The 19,464-nt window shown below is 62.0% G+C and carries 15 protein-coding genes; 9 read left to right on the forward strand and 6 right to left on the reverse strand.

Annotation, left to right across the window (positions count from 1 at the left end; all coding sequences use genetic code 11):
* Window positions 1–3: 3 nt before the first annotated feature.
* The 3 genes from ABEA58_RS04580 to ABEA58_RS04590 all read right to left on the reverse strand — a co-directional run bounded on the left by ABEA58_RS04580 (window position 4) and on the right by ABEA58_RS04590 (window position 4,148).
* Window positions 4–1,197: a saccharopine dehydrogenase family protein gene (locus ABEA58_RS04580; RefSeq protein WP_345549276.1), complete on the reverse strand. Its 1,194-nt coding sequence runs from the start codon at window positions 1,195–1,197 to the stop codon at window positions 4–6.
* Between the two features lie 80 nt (window positions 1,198–1,277).
* Window positions 1,278–3,200, reverse strand: a complete 1,923-nt coding sequence (gene speA, locus ABEA58_RS04585; RefSeq protein WP_345549277.1) for a biosynthetic arginine decarboxylase — start codon at window positions 3,198–3,200, stop codon at window positions 1,278–1,280.
* A gap of 306 nt (window positions 3,201–3,506) precedes the next feature.
* The gene (locus tag ABEA58_RS04590) at window positions 3,507–4,148 is read right to left on the reverse strand and encodes a DUF6515 family protein (protein WP_345549279.1); all 642 of its coding nucleotides are present in this window, start codon (window positions 4,146–4,148) and stop codon (window positions 3,507–3,509) included.
* A gap of 259 nt (window positions 4,149–4,407) precedes the next feature.
* Here ABEA58_RS04590 and panC point away from each other — a divergent pair, with 259 nt between their 5' ends.
* The gene (gene panC, locus ABEA58_RS04595; RefSeq protein WP_345549281.1) at window positions 4,408–5,256 is read left to right on the forward strand and encodes a pantoate--beta-alanine ligase; all 849 of its coding nucleotides are present in this window, start codon (window positions 4,408–4,410) and stop codon (window positions 5,254–5,256) included.
* Window positions 5,257–5,401: 145 nt separating this feature from the next.
* Here the strand turns inward: panC and ABEA58_RS04600 are convergent, their stop codons facing one another.
* Window positions 5,402–5,755 (reverse strand): cupin domain-containing protein, encoded by a 354-nt coding sequence (locus ABEA58_RS04600; protein ID WP_345549282.1) that lies wholly within the window; start codon window positions 5,753–5,755, stop codon window positions 5,402–5,404.
* Between the two features lie 302 nt (window positions 5,756–6,057).
* Between ABEA58_RS04600 and acs the strand changes: the two genes are divergently transcribed.
* The 5 genes from acs to ABEA58_RS04625 all read left to right on the forward strand — a co-directional run bounded on the left by acs (window position 6,058) and on the right by ABEA58_RS04625 (window position 12,389).
* Window positions 6,058–7,995, forward strand: a complete 1,938-nt coding sequence (gene acs, locus ABEA58_RS04605) for an acetate--CoA ligase (RefSeq protein ID WP_345549284.1) — start codon at window positions 6,058–6,060, stop codon at window positions 7,993–7,995.
* Window positions 7,996–8,645: 650 nt separating this feature from the next.
* Window positions 8,646–9,017, forward strand: a complete 372-nt coding sequence (locus ABEA58_RS04610) for a VOC family protein (RefSeq protein WP_345549286.1) — start codon at window positions 8,646–8,648, stop codon at window positions 9,015–9,017.
* A 569-nt stretch (window positions 9,018–9,586) separates the two neighbouring features.
* Window positions 9,587–10,573: a serine/threonine protein kinase gene (locus ABEA58_RS04615; RefSeq protein WP_345549287.1), complete on the forward strand. Its 987-nt coding sequence runs from the start codon at window positions 9,587–9,589 to the stop codon at window positions 10,571–10,573.
* Between the two features lie 124 nt (window positions 10,574–10,697).
* Window positions 10,698–11,519 (forward strand): serine O-acetyltransferase, encoded by an 822-nt coding sequence (gene cysE / locus ABEA58_RS04620; protein ID WP_345549289.1) that lies wholly within the window; start codon window positions 10,698–10,700, stop codon window positions 11,517–11,519.
* Between the two features lie 69 nt (window positions 11,520–11,588).
* Window positions 11,589–12,389, forward strand: a complete 801-nt coding sequence (locus ABEA58_RS04625; RefSeq protein ID WP_345549291.1) for a GNAT family N-acetyltransferase — start codon at window positions 11,589–11,591, stop codon at window positions 12,387–12,389.
* Window positions 12,390–12,459: 70 nt separating this feature from the next.
* On the opposite strand, the gene epmA is transcribed toward ABEA58_RS04625, so the two are convergent.
* Window positions 12,460–13,419 carry an EF-P lysine aminoacylase EpmA gene (epmA, locus tag ABEA58_RS04630; RefSeq protein ID WP_345549292.1) on the reverse strand — a complete coding sequence of 320 codons (960 nt, stop codon included), beginning with the start codon at window positions 13,417–13,419 and terminating at the stop codon, window positions 12,460–12,462.
* An 80-nt stretch (window positions 13,420–13,499) separates the two neighbouring features.
* Window positions 13,500–14,072 (reverse strand): elongation factor P, encoded by a 573-nt coding sequence (gene efp, locus ABEA58_RS04635; protein WP_345549294.1) that lies wholly within the window; start codon window positions 14,070–14,072, stop codon window positions 13,500–13,502.
* A 124-nt stretch (window positions 14,073–14,196) separates the two neighbouring features.
* Here efp and epmB point away from each other — a divergent pair, with 124 nt between their 5' ends.
* The 3 genes from epmB (at window position 14,197) to ABEA58_RS04650 (ending at window position 19,275) form a co-directional block, all read left to right on the forward strand.
* The gene (epmB, locus tag ABEA58_RS04640; RefSeq protein ID WP_345549296.1) at window positions 14,197–15,234 is read left to right on the forward strand and encodes an EF-P beta-lysylation protein EpmB; all 1,038 of its coding nucleotides are present in this window, start codon (window positions 14,197–14,199) and stop codon (window positions 15,232–15,234) included.
* Between the two features lie 123 nt (window positions 15,235–15,357).
* Window positions 15,358–17,064 (forward strand): hypothetical protein, encoded by a 1,707-nt coding sequence (locus ABEA58_RS04645; protein ID WP_345549298.1) that lies wholly within the window; start codon window positions 15,358–15,360, stop codon window positions 17,062–17,064.
* A gap of 123 nt (window positions 17,065–17,187) precedes the next feature.
* Window positions 17,188–19,275 (forward strand): EAL domain-containing response regulator, encoded by a 2,088-nt coding sequence (locus ABEA58_RS04650; protein ID WP_345549299.1) that lies wholly within the window; start codon window positions 17,188–17,190, stop codon window positions 19,273–19,275.
* Window positions 19,276–19,464: the final 189 nt, after the last annotated feature.

Below are 19,464 nucleotides of genomic sequence, written 5' to 3' on the forward strand. Positions count from 1 at the left end.
CGGTTACTGAAAAGCCTGGTCGAGCCAGGTTTCCTGCCAGGGCAGGCCGTAGCGATTCAGGTCCGCCATAAAGGGGTCCGGATCGAGCTGCTCCAGGTTCCATACTCCCGGCTTCATCCACTTGCCTTCGAGCATCATCTTGGCACCGATCATGGCGGGCACGCCGGTGGTGTAGGAAATCGCCTGGGACTGTACCTCCCGGTAACAGGCCTGATGATCACAGATGTTGTAGACGTAATAGATCTTGTCTTTGCCGTCCTTGGTGCCGCGGATGATATTGCCGATACAGGTTTTGCCCTTGGTCAGCGGGCCCAGGCTGGCGGGGTCCGGCAGCAGCGCCTTCAAAAACTGGATCGGGATGATTTCCTGGCCGTGGAACTCCACCGGCTCGATGCCGGTCATGCCGACATTCTGCAAAACTTCCAGGTGCTTGAGGTAATTGGCCGAGAAAGTCATCCAGAAGCGCGCCCGCTCCAGCTCCGGGAAGTGCTTCGACAGGGATTCCAGCTCCTCATGGTAGAGAAGATAAATATCCTTCTCGCCGATGCCTTCGGGGAAATCGAACACGCGCTTTTGCTCAAGCGGTTTGGTGGTCACCCACTGGCCGTTGTCCCAGTAGCGGCCGTTGGCGGTGATCTCGCGGATATTGATCTCGGGATTGAAATTGGTGGCGAACGGCAGGCCGTGATCGCCGGCATTGCAGTCGAGAATATCGAGGGTTTGCATCCGGTCGAAATGGTGCTTTTTGGCATGGGCGGTAAACACGCTGGTGACACCCGGATCGAAACCGCTGCCGAGCAGCGCCATCAGGCCCGCTTTTTCGAATTTATCCTGATAGGCCCACTGCCACTTGTATTCGAACTTGGCCTCTTCCGGCGGCTCGTAATTGGCCGTATCCAGATAGTGCACGCCGGCTTCCAGGCAGGCATCCATGATATGCAGGTCCTGGTAGGGCAGAGCCACATTGATCACCAGGTCCGGTTTTACTTTTTCGATCAGCTTGACCAGTTGTGGTACATCGTCCGCATCCACTTCGGCGGTATCGATTTTGCGGGGCAGCATCGCCGCGATCTTGTCGCACTTGCTTTTGGTGCGGCTCGCAAGGGTGATGTGCTCGAACACTTCATCAACCTGCGCGCACTTGTGCGCCACTACCTGGCCGACGCCACCGGCGCCAATAATCAGTACACGGGCCATGAAAATCCTCCTCTAATGTTCGTCGCGATCACCCGCAGGCTGCGATCTTTGCTTTTGCGGGGTTGATACTTCTGCGGGGTTTATTTTTCAAAATAGGTATAGCCGCTCATGCTGGCGGTGTAGGTGTGCAGTATGTCCTTGCGCTGCTGGGCGGTGATAAGGCCATTTTTGACCGCTTTCTCCGCCAGTTTTCGGAACCGCTCGAACATATCCTGTGGGCGGTATTCCACATAGCTCAATACGTCGGCGATGCTGTCTCCGTGAATTTCACGGCTGTAGTCGAAGCTGCCATCGTCGTGGATGCGCACACTCACCACATTGGTATCGCCAAACAGGTTGTGCAGGTCGCCGAGGGTCTCCTGGTAGGCACCCACCAGGAAGGAGCCGAGAATATAATCCTCGCCTTCGCGCAATTCGTGCAGGGGCAAGGTGCGCTGTACTTCCTGGCGGCCGATAAAGCGATCGATCTTGCCGTCACAGTCGCAGGTGATGTCGGCGATGATGGCGGAGCGGGTCGGGGCCTCGCGGTGGCGATGAATCGGTGTCAGCGGGAAAACCTGGTCGATGGCCCAGATGTCGGGCAGCGACTGGAACAGGCTGAAGTTACCGTAATAAATATCCGACAGCGCCTCCGGCAGCGATTGCAGGTCTACGGGTACTTCATCCACCTCGTCGAGCAGCGCGCGTATGTTCTGCGCGCCGTACAGAAACAGGTTTTCGGCGTTGGCGCGCTCGCGCAGGCTCACCTGGCCGTGCAGGTACAGGGCGCGGATTTCATCGCGGTAATAGAGGGCGTCGTTGTAGCTCTCCTGCAGATTGTTCGCATTGATGCCATCCACCGCCTCTTTGAGGTTGCGGAGCATGATGTGATCGCTCTCGCCGGTGCCGTCGGGGTCAATGGCCACCGGCTCGTAGCGGGTGGTATCGAGAATGTCGAACAGCAGCACGGACGAGTAGGCCACTGTGGCGCGGCCGGATTCGGTAATGATGACCGGGTGCTCGATGCCCTCGCTGTCGAGGGTGCCCATAATGGCCTCGACCACATCGACGCAGTACTCGTCCAGCGAATAGTTGCGGCTGTGAGTATCGTTGGTTTTGGAGCCGTCGTAGTCCACCGCCAGGCCGCCGCCCAGATCCAGGTAGCCCATGGCGGCACCCTCCTCGACCAGGTCCGCATAGTAGCGGCAGGCCTCCAGCACACCGGTGCGGATATCGCGGATATTCGGCACCTGTGAACCGAGGTGGTAGTGCAGAAGCTTCAGGCAGTCGAGCATGTCGTGGCGGCGCAGTTCGTCGACCATGGCGATTAGGTCGTTACTGCCGAGGCCGAAAATACTGCGGTCGCCGCTGGTGGCGTTCCAGTAACCGCCCACCTTGGAGGCCAGTTTGATGCGCACGCCGATGTTGGGCTTCACACCTTCGCGCTCGGCGCAGCGGATGATGGTGGCGACTTCCGACGGTGTTTCCACCACGAAGAAAACCTGCACGCCCAGGCGCTGGGCCTGCAGGCCGAGATTGATAAATTCCTCGTCCTTATAACCGTTGCAGACAATCAGCGAGTCAGTGTTTTCGAGGGTGGACAGGGCGGTAATCAATTCCGCCTTGCTGCCGGCCTCGAGCCCGTGGCCGAATGGTTTGCCGGCACTGGCGATCTCCTCGATCACCTGACACTGCTGGTTGACCTTAATCGGAAAAACACCGCGAAATACATTGCGGTAACCGCACTGCGCAATGGCGCTGGCAAAGGACTGGTTGATGAGCGCCACCTGAGCGTCGAGCAGGTTTTCAATGCGCAGCAGCAATGGCATGCCAAGGCCGCGCTCCATGGCGCCATTGGCGATATCCATCAGCGACACGGTATTTGTGCCGCCGGCGCTGCTCTTGACGGTGACGGTGATTTCGCCGAGATCGTTCAGGTCGAAATAGCCCGCGCCCCAGTTGCGGATACCGTAGAGTTCTGCGGAGTCTTCGCAGGTCCAGTCCTGTACTTGTTGCTGTTTCATGACGTCTTATCGATCAGGGGCTTAAAGGGCGCGAATGGTGCGCTCACCGCTTGGGGAAAGCAATAACTATAGAAAACAAAAACCGAAAAAATTAATCGGCAGAAATTAAATTTTTATTCGGTTTTCACTGAGTCGGTAATGACGGGAGGGTATTTGGCGCTTGGATATTCCGTCAAGAATATCGCAGAAATTTGTCGCTCTTTGCGCAGGAAAAATAAAAGCTAAATAAAGGTTCGGTTTTTATGTTCTTGAATAGTTGCGAAAAGGCGGCCATATAGGCCGCCATTTCTGCTGGGTCTTGGCCGCTCAATACAGAATGCCGGGGTTTTCGACGATACGGTAGCCCCGCTGGTGATGATCCCAGAGGTAGAAGGTGTCATAAGCCACAAAGTAGTTGCGGCCGCCGAAAGCCAGGCTGACGGCACTGGCGGGAAGAGAGGTGACGACCGCGCCGATCGGCGCCCTGGCGACAACGTAACCGCTGTGGTGGGGGCGGTAGAAAATGCCGTCGCTGTAAAAAAAGCCCAGGGCGCCAATATTGATGCGAACAAAGCTGCGCGGTAGGTGGCGCCAGCGATAGCCGTAATCGTAATGTGCGGGGCGCCAGTGGTGCCTGTGCTGGCGGTAGTGCTTGCGCCTCTTGTGTTGGCTAAGGGCGTGGTGCTTCTGGTAGCTGCCCTTGTGGCTCTGCTTGTGGTGCTGTTTGTGCTTCTTTTTATGGCTCTGGTAGTGGTGTTCTTGCGGATGCTTCTGCTGTTGGCCCTTGTCGCCGTGACCGCGAGGGCTGTGCTGCTGGTGATGCTTTTCCTTGTGGTGAGCGCGGCCGAAAGCCGACGCGCCGGGAGAGTCGGCATCTGCGGACAGGCTGTGCCGATGATCGCCGCCGGCGAGGGCAGGGCCGGCCAGCAACAGGCTGGCGGCTGCGAGGATATTGAGTAGGGTTTTCATGTCGCTCTCCTGGGTGCCGCTGGCGCAGCCACTGATACGATGGAGAGGAGTTTGCGTGGCGCCGACTGAATCTTTCCTGAACCCGGGCCTGTGGCCGGAGTTGCCGCTTTGCATGGTCTCTTTAAGGGGCTTTGGGGTGCTACTTTTGACCGGCGCCATATGTTGTGGACGCTTGGTCCACCGAGTATGATGCCGCGCATATTTTATCCAGCAGTGAACACCCGGGTGGCTTCGGCTTACCCCAGCGGAGATCAACGGGATGCAAGTTTTTCATCATGTGGCGAGCCTGCGCGAAGCGCTGAACGAGGCGCGCAGAAGCGGCAAGACCATCGGCTTTGTGCCCACCATGGGCAACCTGCACGATGCGCATATCGAGCTGGTGAAGCTGGCGCAGCAGCAGTGCGACCTGGTAGTGGTGTCCATCTTCGTCAATCGCCTGCAGTTCGGTCTCAACGAGGACTGGGATAAGTACCCGCGCACCATGGAGCAGGATATGGCCCGCCTGCGCGGTGTGGGATGCGACTTTTTGTTCCACCCCGAAGAGAGCGAGATCTACCCCAACGGCATGGACCAGCAGACCCGCGTGGTGTGCCCGGCCATGACCGACGTGCTGTGCGGCGCCAGCCGCCCCGGGCACTTCGAGGGCGTGACCACCGTGGTGGCCAAGCTGTTCAATATCGTGCAGCCCCACAAGGCCGTATTCGGCATCAAGGACTTCCAGCAGCTGGCGGTGATCCGCCGCATGGTGGAGGATCTGTGCATCCCGGTGGAGGTGGTCTCGGCGCCGGTGCACCGCGAGCCAGATGGCCTGGCGATGAGCTCCCGCAACGGCTATATCACGCCAGAGGAGCGCCCGCGGGTGGCGGTGTTGAATCAGGCCCTGAACCGGGTCAAAGAGCTGATTGAGCAGGGGCGGCGGGATTTTGCCGGGCTGGAGGCGGAAGCGCGCCAGCAGATCGAGGACAGCGGCTTTCAGGTGGATTATTTCTCAATCCGCAACAGCCGCAACCTGGAACCGGCGGCGGACGACGACCGCGAGATCACCGTGCTCGGGGCCATGTACACCAGCGCGGCGCGACTGATCGACAATATATCCATTGAGCTGTGAACTGTGCGCGGAAGGCTGCCAGTCGGGCCGGGAGAAGGCGCTGAAGACGCGCTTGACCGCGGCCATAGACTGGCGGCGGCCCACCGACCGCCGCTGATTCCTTTCCGCTCCCTGCCTATTCTTCCCTTGCTTTATTAGCGCCGCCTTACTCTTCGTAGATGGCGTAAAACTTCTTGACGCTGCCGATGGTTTCCCAGCTGCCCTCGAAGCCGGCGGGAATACAGAAAGCGTCGCCGGTGGTGACGCGCTCACTGTGACCCTCGGCATCGGTGATCACCGCTTCCCCGTCGATGATGTAGCAGAACTCGTCCTCACTGTAACTGAGCTTCCACTTGCCGGCGTCGGAAGACCACACGCCGCAGAAGAAGTTTTCCTTGGCATTGGTAAAGAAGTGCTCGGTAAGCTGCTGGGGCTTGCCGGCCAGCAGTTTCTCCTCGGCGACCGGACCGGCTTCCCGTGCTCCGCTGCCCTCGACAATACGCAACAGTTTCTTGCTCATGACATACCTCTAATGTGATCACTTTCTTGCGGGCTAATTGTGCCCGGCTTTGCGGAAAATTGGCACTGCAATCCATGCCCGATTGTGAAGGCCTCCCGGCAGCCGGCCAAGTGGCGGAGTAAGATGAGGGGAGGTGCAAGCTGACAGCGTTGTCATTTCGCGCCACTGGATGTTATAACTGGCCGCCCACACTGACCGCCTCGGCAATGGCAGCCATGTTCCGGCGGCAGCGCGATGAAGACCGAGAGGCCTGCCAAGAGGCCCGAGCAGCCTGATAAGACCAATAAGTAAGGAAGAAAACGATGTCCGAAGTCCATGTCCGCCGCGTACCGGCGGCGTTCGCCGCTGAGGCGCATATTCGCGCCGAAGACTACGAGACGCTTTACCGCCAATCCATCGAGGACCCCGACGCCTTCTGGGCCCAGCAGGCCAAGGACTTCCTGCAGTGGCAGCAGCCCTTTTCGCGAGTGCGTGAAGAGGACCTGCAGCGCGGCCATGCCGCCTGGTTTGCCGATGGCACATTGAATGTCTCGGTAAACTGCATCGACCGACACCTGCCCGCGCGCGCGGAGCAGACCGCCTTTATCTGGGAGGGTGACGATCCCGCCGACAGCAAGACCGTCACCTATGCCGAACTGCACGAGCAGGTCTGCCGGCTCGGCAACCTGCTGCGCGCCCGTGGCGTCAACAAGGGCGACCGGGTGTGTATCTATATGCCGATGATCCCCGAGGCGGCCTACGCGATGCTGGCCTGCGCCCGAATCGGCGCCGTGCACTCGGTGGTGTTCGGCGGTTTTTCCCCGGACTCCCTCAAGGATCGCATCCTCGACAGCGACTGCCGGGTGGTGATCACCGCCGACGAGGGGGTGCGCGGCGGCAAGACGGTGCCGCTCAAAGCCAACGTGGACCAGGCGCTCGCCAGCTGTCCCGACGTGCACACCTCGATCGTGGTCAAACGCACCGGCGCCAATGTGGACTGGTTCGCCAAGCGCGATATCTGGTACCGCGAGTCCGTGGCCGAACAGAGTGCGCAGTGCGAGCCGGAAATGGTCAGCGCGGAAGACCCGCTGTTTATTCTCTACACCTCAGGCTCCACCGGTAAGCCCAAAGGGGTGCTGCACACCACCGCCGGCTATCTGCTGATGGCCACCATGACCTTCAAGTACACCTTTGATTACAAAGAGGGCGATGTCTTCTGGTGTACCGCCGATGTGGGCTGGATCACCGGGCACAGCTATATCGTCTACGGCCCCCTGTCCGCGGGTGCGATCAGCCTGATGTTCGAAGGGGTTCCCACCTATCCGGATGCCTCCCGCTGCTGGCAGGTGGTGGACAAGCACCAGGTCAACATTTTCTATACCGCCCCCACCGCCATTCGCGCCTTGATGGGTGCCGGCGATGAGTTTGTGACCCGGACCAACCGCAGTTCACTGAAGCTGCTCGGCACCGTGGGCGAGCCCATCAACCCCGAGGCCTGGGAGTGGTATTACGAGGTGGTGGGCGAGGAGCGCTGTCCGATCGTCGATACCTGGTGGCAGACCGAAACCGGCGCGCACCTGATCACGCCGTTACCCGGTGCGGTTGATATGAAGCCGGGTTCCGCCAGCAAGCCGTTTTTCGGTGTGCAGCCGGCCCTGCTGGATGAAGAAGGCTGTGAAATCACTGGCGAAGGCGCGGGCGCCCTGGTCATGAAGTCCAGCTGGCCCAGCATGATCCGCTCCGTGTTCGGCGATCACCAGCGCATGATCGATACCTATTTTTCCACTTTCCCCGGTTACTACTTCACCGGTGACGGCGCGCGCCGCGACGGCGATGGTTATTACTGGATTACCGGCCGCATCGACGATGTGCTCAATGTCTCCGGGCACCGGCTGGGTACGGCGGAAATCGAGAGCGCCATTGTGCTGCACGAGGATACCGCCGAAGCGGCGGTGGTGGGTTATCCCCACGATATCAAGGGGCAGGGTATTTACGCTTACGTCACGCTAAAAGCCGGGCATGAACCCTCCGAGGCGCTGCGCCAGGAGTTGATCGACCTGTGCGTGAAGGAGATTGGGCCAATCGCCAAGCCGGACATTATTCAGTGGGCGCCGGGCCTGCCGAAAACCCGCTCGGGAAAGATCATGCGCCGCATTCTGCGCAAAATCGCCGGCAATGAACTGGAAAACCTTGGCGATACCTCGACCCTCGCCGATCCCTCGGTGGTGGATGAACTGATCGAGCACCGCGCCAACCGCTAGTGCGGCACGACTGTCCGCATCGGTTACACTGGCAGCAGAAAGGCGAAACCTTCGGGTTTCGCCTTTTTTATTTGTCGCTTTCAGCATTTCTGTGACGTACCAAAAAATTCCGCGTCCACCGCGCACCAGCGGCGGCAGTGAAAATCGATTACGGGAGGCCGGTTATAAAAACCGGTGATGCGAACAAACGCCAAAGCTTCGCCGGCCCGCGCGCCGCCGCGCTGGCAGTTTGGAATCCCGCTGGAGCATGCAAAAAAAGGATGTCTAAGGCGTGCCCATGGGGTGTGGTGCATCAACTCTGCTGTATGGCCGAGTGAAGGGGCATGAGATTCCCCCGCCAAACAACAAAATATAAGAAAGGTGGGGCAAAACGGCGAGAAAGTTAAAGAGAGCATCGGTGGGAAGCCGAGGGGAAGCTGGGGAGGAAGCTGGGGAAGCAGCAGGAGAGAAAATCGCGGCAGTGTTTTCGCGCTCTTGTAGGATTTTTCTCTCAGGCGGCGGAACCCTGTCGCGACACAATTTGCCCCGTATCAGTCTTTGTCGGTGTGAATGCGGTAAAAGCTGTCGCTTGCTTTCCCCTGATCCGGCCACACCCCGCCCCGGTGCGCTATAAGTCTTAGCAAAGCAGGCTCCCGCAGGAAGCGCCCAGGATGCTCGATCATATCGCTCTCCATATTCACAGTTATGAGCGCAGCAAGGAGTTCTATCGCCTGGCGCTGGCGCCGCTTGGCTATGAGTTGATTCTGGAGTTCGACGGTTGGGCGGGGTTTGGCTGGGGCGACAAACCAGATCTGTGGATCAAGGGCGGCAATGCCACCGCGCGCTCCGTGCATCTGGCGTTTCGCGCCGAAGATCGCCAGGCGGTGGATGACTTTTACAGTGCCGCGCTCGAAGCCGGCGGCAAGGACAATGGTCCGCCGGGGCTGCGGCCGCAGTATCACGACAACTACTACGCCGCCTATGTGCTCGACCCGGATGGCCACAACATTGAGGTGGTCTGCCACTTGCCGGAATCGCCATAGGACTCCCTGAATCTCCGCATCGGTGCCGGGTGGCGAGCCGGGGTGAGCCGGGGGCCGGGGTGAGCCCGGTGAGAGATGCGCAGAGGCCCAGATGCTCGCCAAGATGAGGGCAGCTGAGGGCAGCTGAGGTCAGATAAGGACAGCCGAGAAGAGGTGAATAGCAAGCGGCAATGGCGACCATAACCTCTTCCAATTTCCATAGGCAGGCGCGCACCGCTAGCCTTCACACTATCGAGGCAGTCCGGCGGGGGTTGCCATCTTTCTGGAGGAGCGGCATGAGGGCAGCGTTAATATCCATGGTGATGCGATCACTCTGCCAGTTTGCTGGCGAGCCAGGTGCTCCGGTTGACAGGCAGCCACAACGGAGCGGGTCATCGTCGCCAAAAAGGCCGTCACGGCCGCGGGATGTCCGCACTGGCCCGGAGTTGGCGGGAGTCGCGGAGACTGCGGCACGGCTCTGAGCCGCGAGACGCGTTAGTAGCCTGTGCCATGACCAGCGCAACAGGGCGGTTGGCCCACTGGTCGCGGCGCGTTAGCATTGGCGGCCATTAGCCAGCCGGTAGCCCCCCATGTCCTCCAGTCACCACCCCTATGAAGCTCTGACGCCGGACCGGGTCATCGACAGTGTCGAATCGATGGGGCTTTGGTCCGATGCGCGGATTTTGCCGCTCAATAGTTATGAGAACCGCGTCTATCAGGTGGGCATCGAGGGCGCGGAGCCGCTGATCGCCAAATTCTATCGTCCGGGCCGCTGGACGGATGCGCAGATACTCGAGGAACACGCCTTTACCCGCGAACTGGTGGAGGCCGAGATACCGGTGGTGGGTCCACTTGCTTTCGATGGCGAGACCCTGATGGAACACGAGGGTTTCCGTTTTGCCCTTTTCCCGCGCCGTGGCGGCCGCCAGCTGGAATTGGATAATTTCGACCACCTGGAACAGGTGGGGACCATGCTGGGGCGCATCCACGCAGTGGGTGCCACACGGCCCTTCGAGCATCGGCCCGCCCTGACCCTGCAGCACTTTGCCATCGACAGCCGCGAGTTTGTCCTCAGCGGGGATTTCCTGCCCCGCGAAAACCGTCTGGCCTATGAAACTGTAACCGCGGACATCATCGACACCATCGCGCCGCTGTTCGAGCAGTCGTGGCGACAATTGCGTTTGCACGGTGACTGTCACCCGGGCAATTTTTTATGGCGGGATGAAACCCCCTGGTTTGTGGACCTGGACGACTGCCTCACCGGCCCGGCGATACAGGATATCTGGATGCTGATCTCCGGTAACCGCGCCGAGCAGACCGCCTACCTGGACGCGGTAATCGAAGGTTACGAGACTTTCTCGTCTTTCGATCCCCGCGAGCTGCAGCTGGTCGAACCTTTGCGCTGCCTGCGGCAGATACACCATGCGGCCTGGCTGGCGCGCCGCTGGCAGGACCCCGCCTTCCCGCTGGCGTTCCCCTGGTTCAACACGCCGCGCTACTGGGCGGAACATATACTGGCGCTGCGCGAACAGCAGTCGGCGCTGCAGGAGCCGCCGCTGACATTGGGCGCGCTCTGACGGCAAGGCTCTGAGGTGATGAGTCTTGGGCGGTGCCATTCGAGTGGCGAAAGTTTGGTGATGACAGGAGTGATGGATGTCTGCAGCGATAAAGGGAGGAATAACAGGAGTGATAGACGGAGCCATGGCAACCCATCAAAAGGCGCCCAGCAGTGATCCCCTGTGGTGCGAGATTCTCACCGGGGTGGCCACGCAGGCGGAGCGGGAGCCGATTCTGGCCAGCTTCCTCCACGCCACCATCCTCAACCATGCCACCCTCGAGCAGGCGCTGAGCTTTCACCTGGCCAACAAGCTGGACAGCGCGGTGGCGCCGGCACTGCTGATCCGGGAGGTGATCGATGAGGCGCTGGCGGCGGATGCCGGCATCGGCCGCGCGGTGCGCGCCGACCTGAGCGCGTTTTATCAGCGCGATTCCGCCTGCCAGTCGCTCTATGAAGCGTTTCTTTTCTTCAAGGGTTTCCATGCCCTGCAGGCCTATCGGGTCGCCCACTGGCTCTGGCGTCAGCAGCGCCGCTCCCTGGCGCTGTTCTTGCAGCACCGGATTTCCGTGGTGTTCAGTGTCGATATTCACCCGGCGGCCACGCTCGGGCAGGGGATTCTGCTGGACCATGCCACCGGCATCGTGATCGGTGAGACGGCGGTGGTGGAAGACAATGTTTCCATCATGCAGTCCGTGACATTGGGCGGCACCGGCAAGGAGAGCGGTGACCGCCACCCGAAAGTCCGCCGCGGTGTACTGATCGGCGCCGGCAGCAAGGTACTGGGCAATATCGAGATTGGCCGCTGCACGCAGGTGGCCTCGGGCAGCGTGGTGTTGAAGTCGGTGCCGGAGAAAAAACTGGTGGCCGGTGTGCCCGCGCGGGTGATCGGTGATGCCAGTTGTGAGCAGCCGGCGCTGTCCATGGATCAGTGTGCGCTCACTCAGGTGGACCTGCAGCTGCCCTGAGGTGTTAAACCGCTGTTGCGGCCGGGCAATGCGGCGCGGTGCCGGGGTAAAGGCGGCTATTCTTAGGGCATGAAATACAGTCTCAGCGCCAAAAATCTCGTCAACCGGAACCTGGAGGCCCGCGCCAACTATTGCGCGGGCCTGATGAGCGTGGATGGCACCAGGGAGATTACCGGCGTGCTGCGCGCTGACAGCGGGTTGCTCTCGCATACATTCAACCAGGTAGTCACCACCGCGGTGATGCCCTCGCGGATACTGCAGCGTTTCGCCGTGGATTATTTTCGCGAGCGCCACAGCCCCTTCACCCTCTGGCACTGTGCCAACAAGCCGCTGGACGAAGGGGAGATGGCGGAACTCGGCCTCAGGCGGCAGCCCTCGATGGTGGCGATGGCGGGGGAGAGGGTGCACCTTGCGGCGGTGGATGACTTGCCGGAAGACCTCAAAGGCAAGCTGCAGCTGGAGCCGCTGGATGCCGAGGCGCTGGATGCCTATGGGCAGTTACAGGCGCAGGCCTATAGTGGTGAGCGCGAGGGGCCGCAGATTCGCAAGTTCTATCAGGCGCTGGCGCGGGTGCCGGAAGCCAAACGCTGTCGCCTGCGCTATTTTGCCGGGCGCCTCGACGGCAAGGTCGTGGCCGGGGCATCGCTGTATGCATCCGCCGATGCCCTGGGCTGCTATGAACTGTTCGTGGATGAAAACTACCGCGGCCGTGGCATCGGCCGGGCCCTGTTCCACTACCTGGTGGGGCAGATACAGAAGGGCCATCACAAACATGCGGTGGCGCTGACCAGCGCCGACCGCCAGCAGCTGTTGCTGGAAGCGGGATTCTTCGCCGTTGGTGAGGTGGCCTGCTATCGCTTCGAACCCTGAAGGGCTAAGGGCTAAGGGCTAAGGGCGAAAGGCGAGAGGCGAAAGGCGGGCAGAAGAGTTTTAGCCCGGTTCAGGCGCGCTCGATGGGGAAGGCGATGACCTCCTCGATGCGCCGATAGCCGCCCGCCAGCATCAGCAAGCGGTCGACACCCATCGCCACCCCCGCGCACTCCGGCAGGCCGGCCTCCAGTGCCGCCACCAGTCGTTCCTCGAACGGGTAGACATGCAGCTTGTGCGCGGCGCGGTAGCGGTGGTCCGCCTCGAAGCGCCGGCGCTGTTCCTCGGCATCCGTCAGCTCCCAATAGCCGTTGGCCAGCTCCAGGCCGGCCACGTAGGCCTCGAAGCGCCGCGCAACCGGGGTTCCGCTGGCGTCCTCGGTCACCCGCGCCAGCGCGGCCTGGCTGGCGGGAAAGTCATACAGCAGGGTGATGCCCGGCCCCATGGCCGGCTCCAGCCGGTGGCTCATCAGCAGGTCGAGACACTCGTCACGGCTGGCTGGCGCGAAAGAAAGTTCCACTTCCTGGCGGGTACAGTCGCCGAGTGCCTCGTCGCTGGCCGTATGGGGGTCCAGTTGCAGATGCTGCAGGAACAGTTCCCGATAGCTCAGCAACTGGATGTCGGCGATCCCCAGCACCAGTGACAGCAGCTCGCCCACTTCGCTCATCAGGCGGTGGTCATCCCAGCCCACCCGGTACCACTCCAGCATGGTGAACTCCGGGTTGTGGCGGCCGCCGGCCTCACCCTCGCGGAACGCCTTGCCCAGGTAGTAGCAGTCGCCAAAGCCGGCGGCGAGCAGGCGCTTGAGGCCGAACTCGGGGCTGGTGGCCAGGTAGGCGGGTTCGCCGGTGCACAGGGCGGTTATGGAGTCGATGTGGGGGTCGCTGGTGGCGCGGCGCGAAAGGGTCGGCACCTCCGCCTCCAGCACGTTGCGCTCGGCAAAGAAGCGGCGGATTTGCGCCAGCAGCGCGGCGCGCTGGTGCAGGGCGCGGATACTGGCGCTCGGCTGCCAGGGGGAGATCACTGATGTCATAGAGTGGGGGTGGCAGGTTTACCGTCGCCGGCTGGCGACGGTAAGTGTTGCGAAGGTAAGTGTTTCTGGGGGCGAGGCGATTACTCGTCCTTGGCGCGGCCCAGATATTCGCCGTTGCGGGTGTCGACCTTGACGGTCTCGCCGATCTCGAGGAACAGCGGCACCTTGACCACCGCGCCAGTGGACAGGGTGGCGGGCTTGGTGCCGCCCTGGGCGGTGTCGCCGCGCAGGCCCGGGTCGGTGTCGGTGATTTCCAGAATGACGTGGTTGGGGGGAGTCACCGCCAGCGGTGCGCCGTTGTACAGGGTCACCGTGCAGGTGTCCTGTTCCTTGAGCCACTTGGCGGCATCGCCCACCGCCTCGGCGCTGGCCTGGTGCTGCTCGAAGGTTTCCGGTTCCATGAAGTGATAGAACTCGCCGTCGTTGTACAGGTACTCCATGTCGCGGTCCATGACGTCCGCGGATTCCAGGCTTTCACCGGAGCGGAAGGTGCGCTCCCAGACGCGGCCGGTCTTCAGGTTGCGCAGCTTGACGCGGTTGAACGCCTGGCCCTTGCCGGGCTTGACGAATTCGTTTTCCACGATGGAGCAGGGGTCGCCGTCCAGCATAACCTTGAGACCGCCCTTGAATTCGTTGGTGGAGTAACTAGCCATGGATTCCTCTGAGTGCAACAAGCGGACCCGGCACTAATCGCCAGTCTCCCGCTCAATTTTGCCCTTCCAATTTTGGTGCGGGCGCTTAAAATTTGCGCGCTCTGCGCAAGCCGAATAGCGATGTATGATACAGCACCCCCCAGCTCCCAGTGAAATCGTTGCAAGCGATAATCCCGCCCTCAGCGCCGAGCGCCGCTGGCAGGAGGAACTCGCCGATCTGGTTACCGACCCGCGGGAGCTGATCCAGGCGCTGGCGCTGGACCCCGCCCAGTTGCCTGCGGCCCTGCAGGCCAGCGCGGATTTCTCCCTGCGGGTTCCGCGCCCGTTTCTCGCCCGCATGACCCGGGGCAACCCTCAAGACCCGCTATTGCTGCAGGTTCTGCCCGGAGCCCCGGAGCTGGAGCCCGCGCCCGGTTTTAGCGCCGACCCTCTCGGTGAGCAGGCGGCCAACCCGGTGGCGGGCGTGGTGCACAAGTACCGGGGGCGCCTGCTGCTGATCGCCGCCGGTCAGTGCGCGGTCAACTGCCGCTACTGTTTTCGCCGCCTGTTTCCCTACGGCGACAACCACCTGAGCCGCGCCCAGTGGCAGGCGGCGCTGGATTATATCCGCGCCCAGGACCCGTTGCGGGAAGTCATTCTCAGTGGCGGCGACCCCCTGGTACTGGGGGATCGCCAGCTCGGCTGGATCGCCGGCGAACTGGCGGCGATAGCGCAACTCACCACCCTGCGGGTGCACACGCGGTTGCCGATTGTGGCTCCCAGTCGGGTAACCGACGAGCTGTTGCAGTGGCTGACCGGGTCGCGTCTGCAGCCGGTACTGGTTCTGCACTGCAATCACGCCAATGAAATTGATGCGCGGGTGCGCGCGGCGCTGCGGCGACTGCGCGCCGCGGGGGTGACGCTGTTGAATCAGGCTGTGCTGCTGCGCGGAGTGAACGACTCCGAGGCGGCGCAGGTGCAGCTGAGCGAGTGCCTGTTCGATGCCGGGGTGATGCCCTATTACCTGCACCAGCTCGACCGGGTGCAGGGCGCGGCGCATTTCGAGGTGTCGGACGCGCGGGCGAAGGCGCTGGTGGCGGCAATCCGCAGGCGCCTGCCGGGCTATCTGGTGCCGCGGCTGGTGCGGGAGATCGCCGGTGAGGCTTCCAAGACCCCTGTCTGATGCATTTAACAGGATAAAAGTGACGCGCCTCACAATTTAGGCGCGGTATTCATTCGTGTTGTCTTGTTTGAGGAATTGCCCGCTCCCTATACTGCCGGCCATAACAAAGCATGGACGCAGAAAATGCCTCAAGCTCCCACTCAAACGGCGCCCCAAAAGGCGGCCGTTGCCCCCGATCTCTTCGCCCGCTTGCGTCTGCCGCAGCCGTCTCTGGACGTATTGACCTGCGCCTGTGCAAACGAAAACCAGCTGCATGACTGGCTTGCCAAACAGGGTCTGCATCCGTATCAGCCCGCCCATCAGCTGCGCCTGGCGGGGCTCCTGGTGAGTCTCGCCGGTGAAATCGCCCGCTGGCACAACTCCGGTCAGCAGCGCCTGGCGATGCTCGAGGTGGTGCGGGAGTATGCCCTTGCCTGCGTCGATGGCATCGCGCTGCGCCGGGGCGACCAGCCCAAAGGCCGCGCCCAGGTTCCGCAGATCGCGGTGCGCGCCGCCATGCGCCTGCTGCAACAGCTGGCGCTGGCCTATGGGGCGCTGGCCGGGCAGTTGCGCCAGGAATCGGGACTGCTTGCCCGCCGTCGCAACGCCTGCGCCCTGCAGCGGGCTGTGGATGCCTACCGCCGCCTGCTGCAGCTGGGTCCGCTGTTTGCGCTCGCCACGCCGCGCGATACCTGGCGCAACCTGCAGTTGCTGGTGCAGGTGGCGCGGGCCCAGAAGTTGGAGACCCGGGCGGTGCGGGATCGTCACCATCCACAGCGCCGCGATCGCGTTGCCAACGCCTATATGCAGGTGGCGCTGTTTGCCGCCGCCAACCCCGGCCAGCTGGGCAGCAGCGAGCAGCAGCAGCTGTGGTCCCTGACCTTTGAATGGGCCGGCGTGACCGCCATCGTGGACAGTTACAAAAGCCGCAGCGAGTCGCTGCTTGCTTCGCTGGCATCGGATCGGGCGCCGATCCCGGGCAACCGCATCGAGAACTGTCGGCTCGACCCGCGTCTCTATACCGCCCCGCTGGGGTGGAAGATCGACCTCAAGCGTCTTCTCGCCAGACTCGCCCGGCGCTCCAAGCGGGCCGACGAGCACCTGATCCGCCGCGTCTATCGCGGCTGGTCCTACCGGGGCGGACGACTGGATCGCCGCGTCCCCTCCCGGCAGCGCTGCCAGGTCCTCACCGGCATGGGTGCCATCTGTCACCATCTGGACAGTGGCGCGCCGCTGGATCAGGCCGTGATCGAGGGCTTCTGCGGTGCCAGTGTCGGGGGCCGGGGCGCTGTTGGGACGGAGCTTCGCCCTCAGGGAATAGAACTCGGTGGTGTATTGCCCACTGCCCCGAGTCTGGGGCTGGACGGCAAGGGCGCCATGGGTGCACAGAAGTACCGCGCGGTGGAAGCCGCAGTGGCAGATGTCAGCCGCGGGGGTATGGGCCTCAGGCTGCCGAAGGAACTGGCGGAGAAGGTGCGAGTCGGTGAACTGCTGGCAGTGCGCTTGGCGGACCGCTGGCAGCTGGCGGTGATTCGCTGGCAGTGCCAGCTGCAGGACTGTGTGCGCGCCGGAGTGGAGTTTGTCGCCAGCGAGGCGCTGGCGGTGCGGGTGCAGAGGCACACCGCGGAAGGTCGCCTGTCGGCGCCCATTTCGGGCTTGCTGTTGCGCCGCCGTGGCGACGCGAAGCAGGCCGGGGCTGCGCCCGCGGGGCCGGTGGTGTTTGCCCTGCCGCAGCCGCTGTTCAAAAGTGGCGATAGCGTCGAGCTGGTCAGCAAGGCCGAGAAGCGCTCCCTGCGCCTTGGGTCCCAGGTGGAGAGCGGCTCCGGCTTCGCGTGTTTTGAATTTGTATAACCTGCTGCGCGGCCAGAAAGGTCACCGCTCTTGTAAGTGACCACTGGCGCACCCTAAACTTATGCTCCCTGAATAATACCTTCTGGCACTGTGGCCCCCGCAGTTGCCATAAAGAGCAATAAGATGAGCAGCAGCGACACGATCCGACTTCTCCTGATTCACGATGTGCCCTCTGAAGCGCAGAGGCTGGTGAGCATGCTGCACAACGCCGGGCGCCCCAATCGCGCCCAGCATGTGGCCACAGAGGCGGTGCTGGTCAAGCTGCTGCAGGACAAGACCTGGGATCTTCTGATCGCGGCCGAGGGCAGCCAGAATCTGGCGCCGGCGAAGGCCCTGCGCACAATCCAGAAGATGCAAAAGGATGTCCCGGTGTTGTTGCTCAGTGAGCGCAGCGGCGCACAGCCAGTGGTTGAGGGGCTTAAGCTCGGTGCGCGCGATGTGGTCACCGTGGATGAGGACCAGCACCTGCTGCTGGTCATCCAGCGGGAAATGCAGGCCCTGGAAAACCGTCGTCAGGCCCGTCTCCACGATCGCCGCTACCACGCCACGCTGCAGCGGACCAAGGAGCTGCTGGACAGTTCCAAGGATGCGATCGCCTATATCTCCGACGGCCTTATCGTCTATGCCAACGACTCCTTTGCCGAGCGATTCGGCTACAAGAGCAATGACGACGTCGAGTTCCAGCCGCTGATCGACATGCTGGCTGAGGGCGAGCGCGAGGAAGCGCGCGAGTTTCTCAAGCAGTGCGCCATCGACAATAACGATGTGGAGGCGCAGGAGTGGAAGTTTACCGCCAACACCGCCTCCGGTTCGCCGCTGCCAACCACTGCCGAAGTATTGTCCACCATTTATGACGAGGAGCGGTGCCTGCAGGTGCGCATTGCCTCCGGCAGCGGCGATACCGAACAGCTCGAGGCGCAGATCAGCGACATCAAGAATCGCGACCCCCTTACCGGACTCTATAACCGCCAGCACTTCCTGCGCGTACTGGACTCCACCATCAATTCAATCGCCGGCTCGCCGCGCACCGGAGGTCTCCTTTACCTTGAGATCGACCGTTTCGAGGAAACCGTGCGTGGGCCGGTGGGGGTGGCCGGTGCAGACGCGTTGCAGAAAAAAGTGGCTGAACTCTTGCAGTCCGGACTCCGCCGGGGGGACGTGGTGGCGCGCTACGGCGATGACAGCTTCTGCCTGCTGATGTCGGAGACAACTCCCGATAGCGCCGAACGCCGCACCAGCGAACTGCTGAAGAAAATATCCGATACCATTTTTGAGGTGGTCGGCAAGACCGTGCAGGTCACTGCCTCGGTGGGTATCTCGCTTCTCAGTGAAGCCTCCGGCAGCGGCGAAAAAGTGCTGAACCAGGCCATCAAGGCCCACGCCGAGGCGCTGCAGAAAAACAGCAATGGCAACAGCTTTGCCCTCTATGAGCCGGATGCCGAGCAGCCCGATGATGCCAATACCTATCGCCGGGCGCGGGTGGCGCAGGCGCTGGATGCGGGCACACTGAAGCTGCTCTACCAGCCGGTGCTGAGCCTGCAGGGCAGCGGCGAGCACATCTACGAGGTGCTGGTGCGCCTGGTGGACGGCAAGGAAGAGCTGGCGCCGGTGAGTTTCCTTGAGGGGATTGGCGACACCGCGCTGTCGACGAAGATGGACCGCTGGGTGATCCTCAATTCCATGAAGGCGGCTGCGGCGCAGCGCGCTGCCGGCAAGCCGGTCATTTTGCTGCTGCACCTGACCGCCGCCTCGCTGTTGGACAGCGGCCTGCCCGCATGGCTGGGGGTTGCCTTCAAGGCCGCCAAAGTGTCGCCAAACTCGGTGGTGTTCCAGTTGCGCCAGGAGGATATCAACAGCAACCTGCACGCCGCGCGGGACTTCACCATGCAGGTGCAGGATCTGGGCTGCCGGGTGGCGGTCTGCCACTTTGGGATCGGCCTCAACCCCTTCAAGTCGCTGGAGCATGTGAAGGTCGACATCGCCAAAGTGGACCCGTCGTTTGTCCGCGAAATTCAGGACGAGGGCGAGAGCAGCGAGACCCTGGCCAACCTGGTCAAGGAGCTTGGCGCCACTGGCACCCGGGTGATCGTTCCCCATATTGAGCAGGCCAGCATGCTGCCAACCCTCTGGCAGACAGGTACCGACTATATTCAGGGCTACTATGTGCAGGCGCCCGCTGACGAGATGGCATTCGACTTCAACATCGAATGAGCCGCCGCCGGCGGCGCTCCCCGCTGCCGGCAAATTCCTTCCCATGTCCCATGCTTCAGCCCGCAATGACATTCGGCGCGCAATAGCCCCTCATTGCCATCTCTTTTCCCGCAGCGCACTTCCACCTTCTGCGGTCCTTTGTTTATCCTTTTTGAATGCGAGTGCAATACTGATAAACCAAAAAAACCA

This window comes from Microbulbifer aestuariivivens, assembly GCF_039545115.1.
Lineage (GTDB): Bacteria > Pseudomonadota > Gammaproteobacteria > Pseudomonadales > Cellvibrionaceae > Microbulbifer > Microbulbifer aestuariivivens.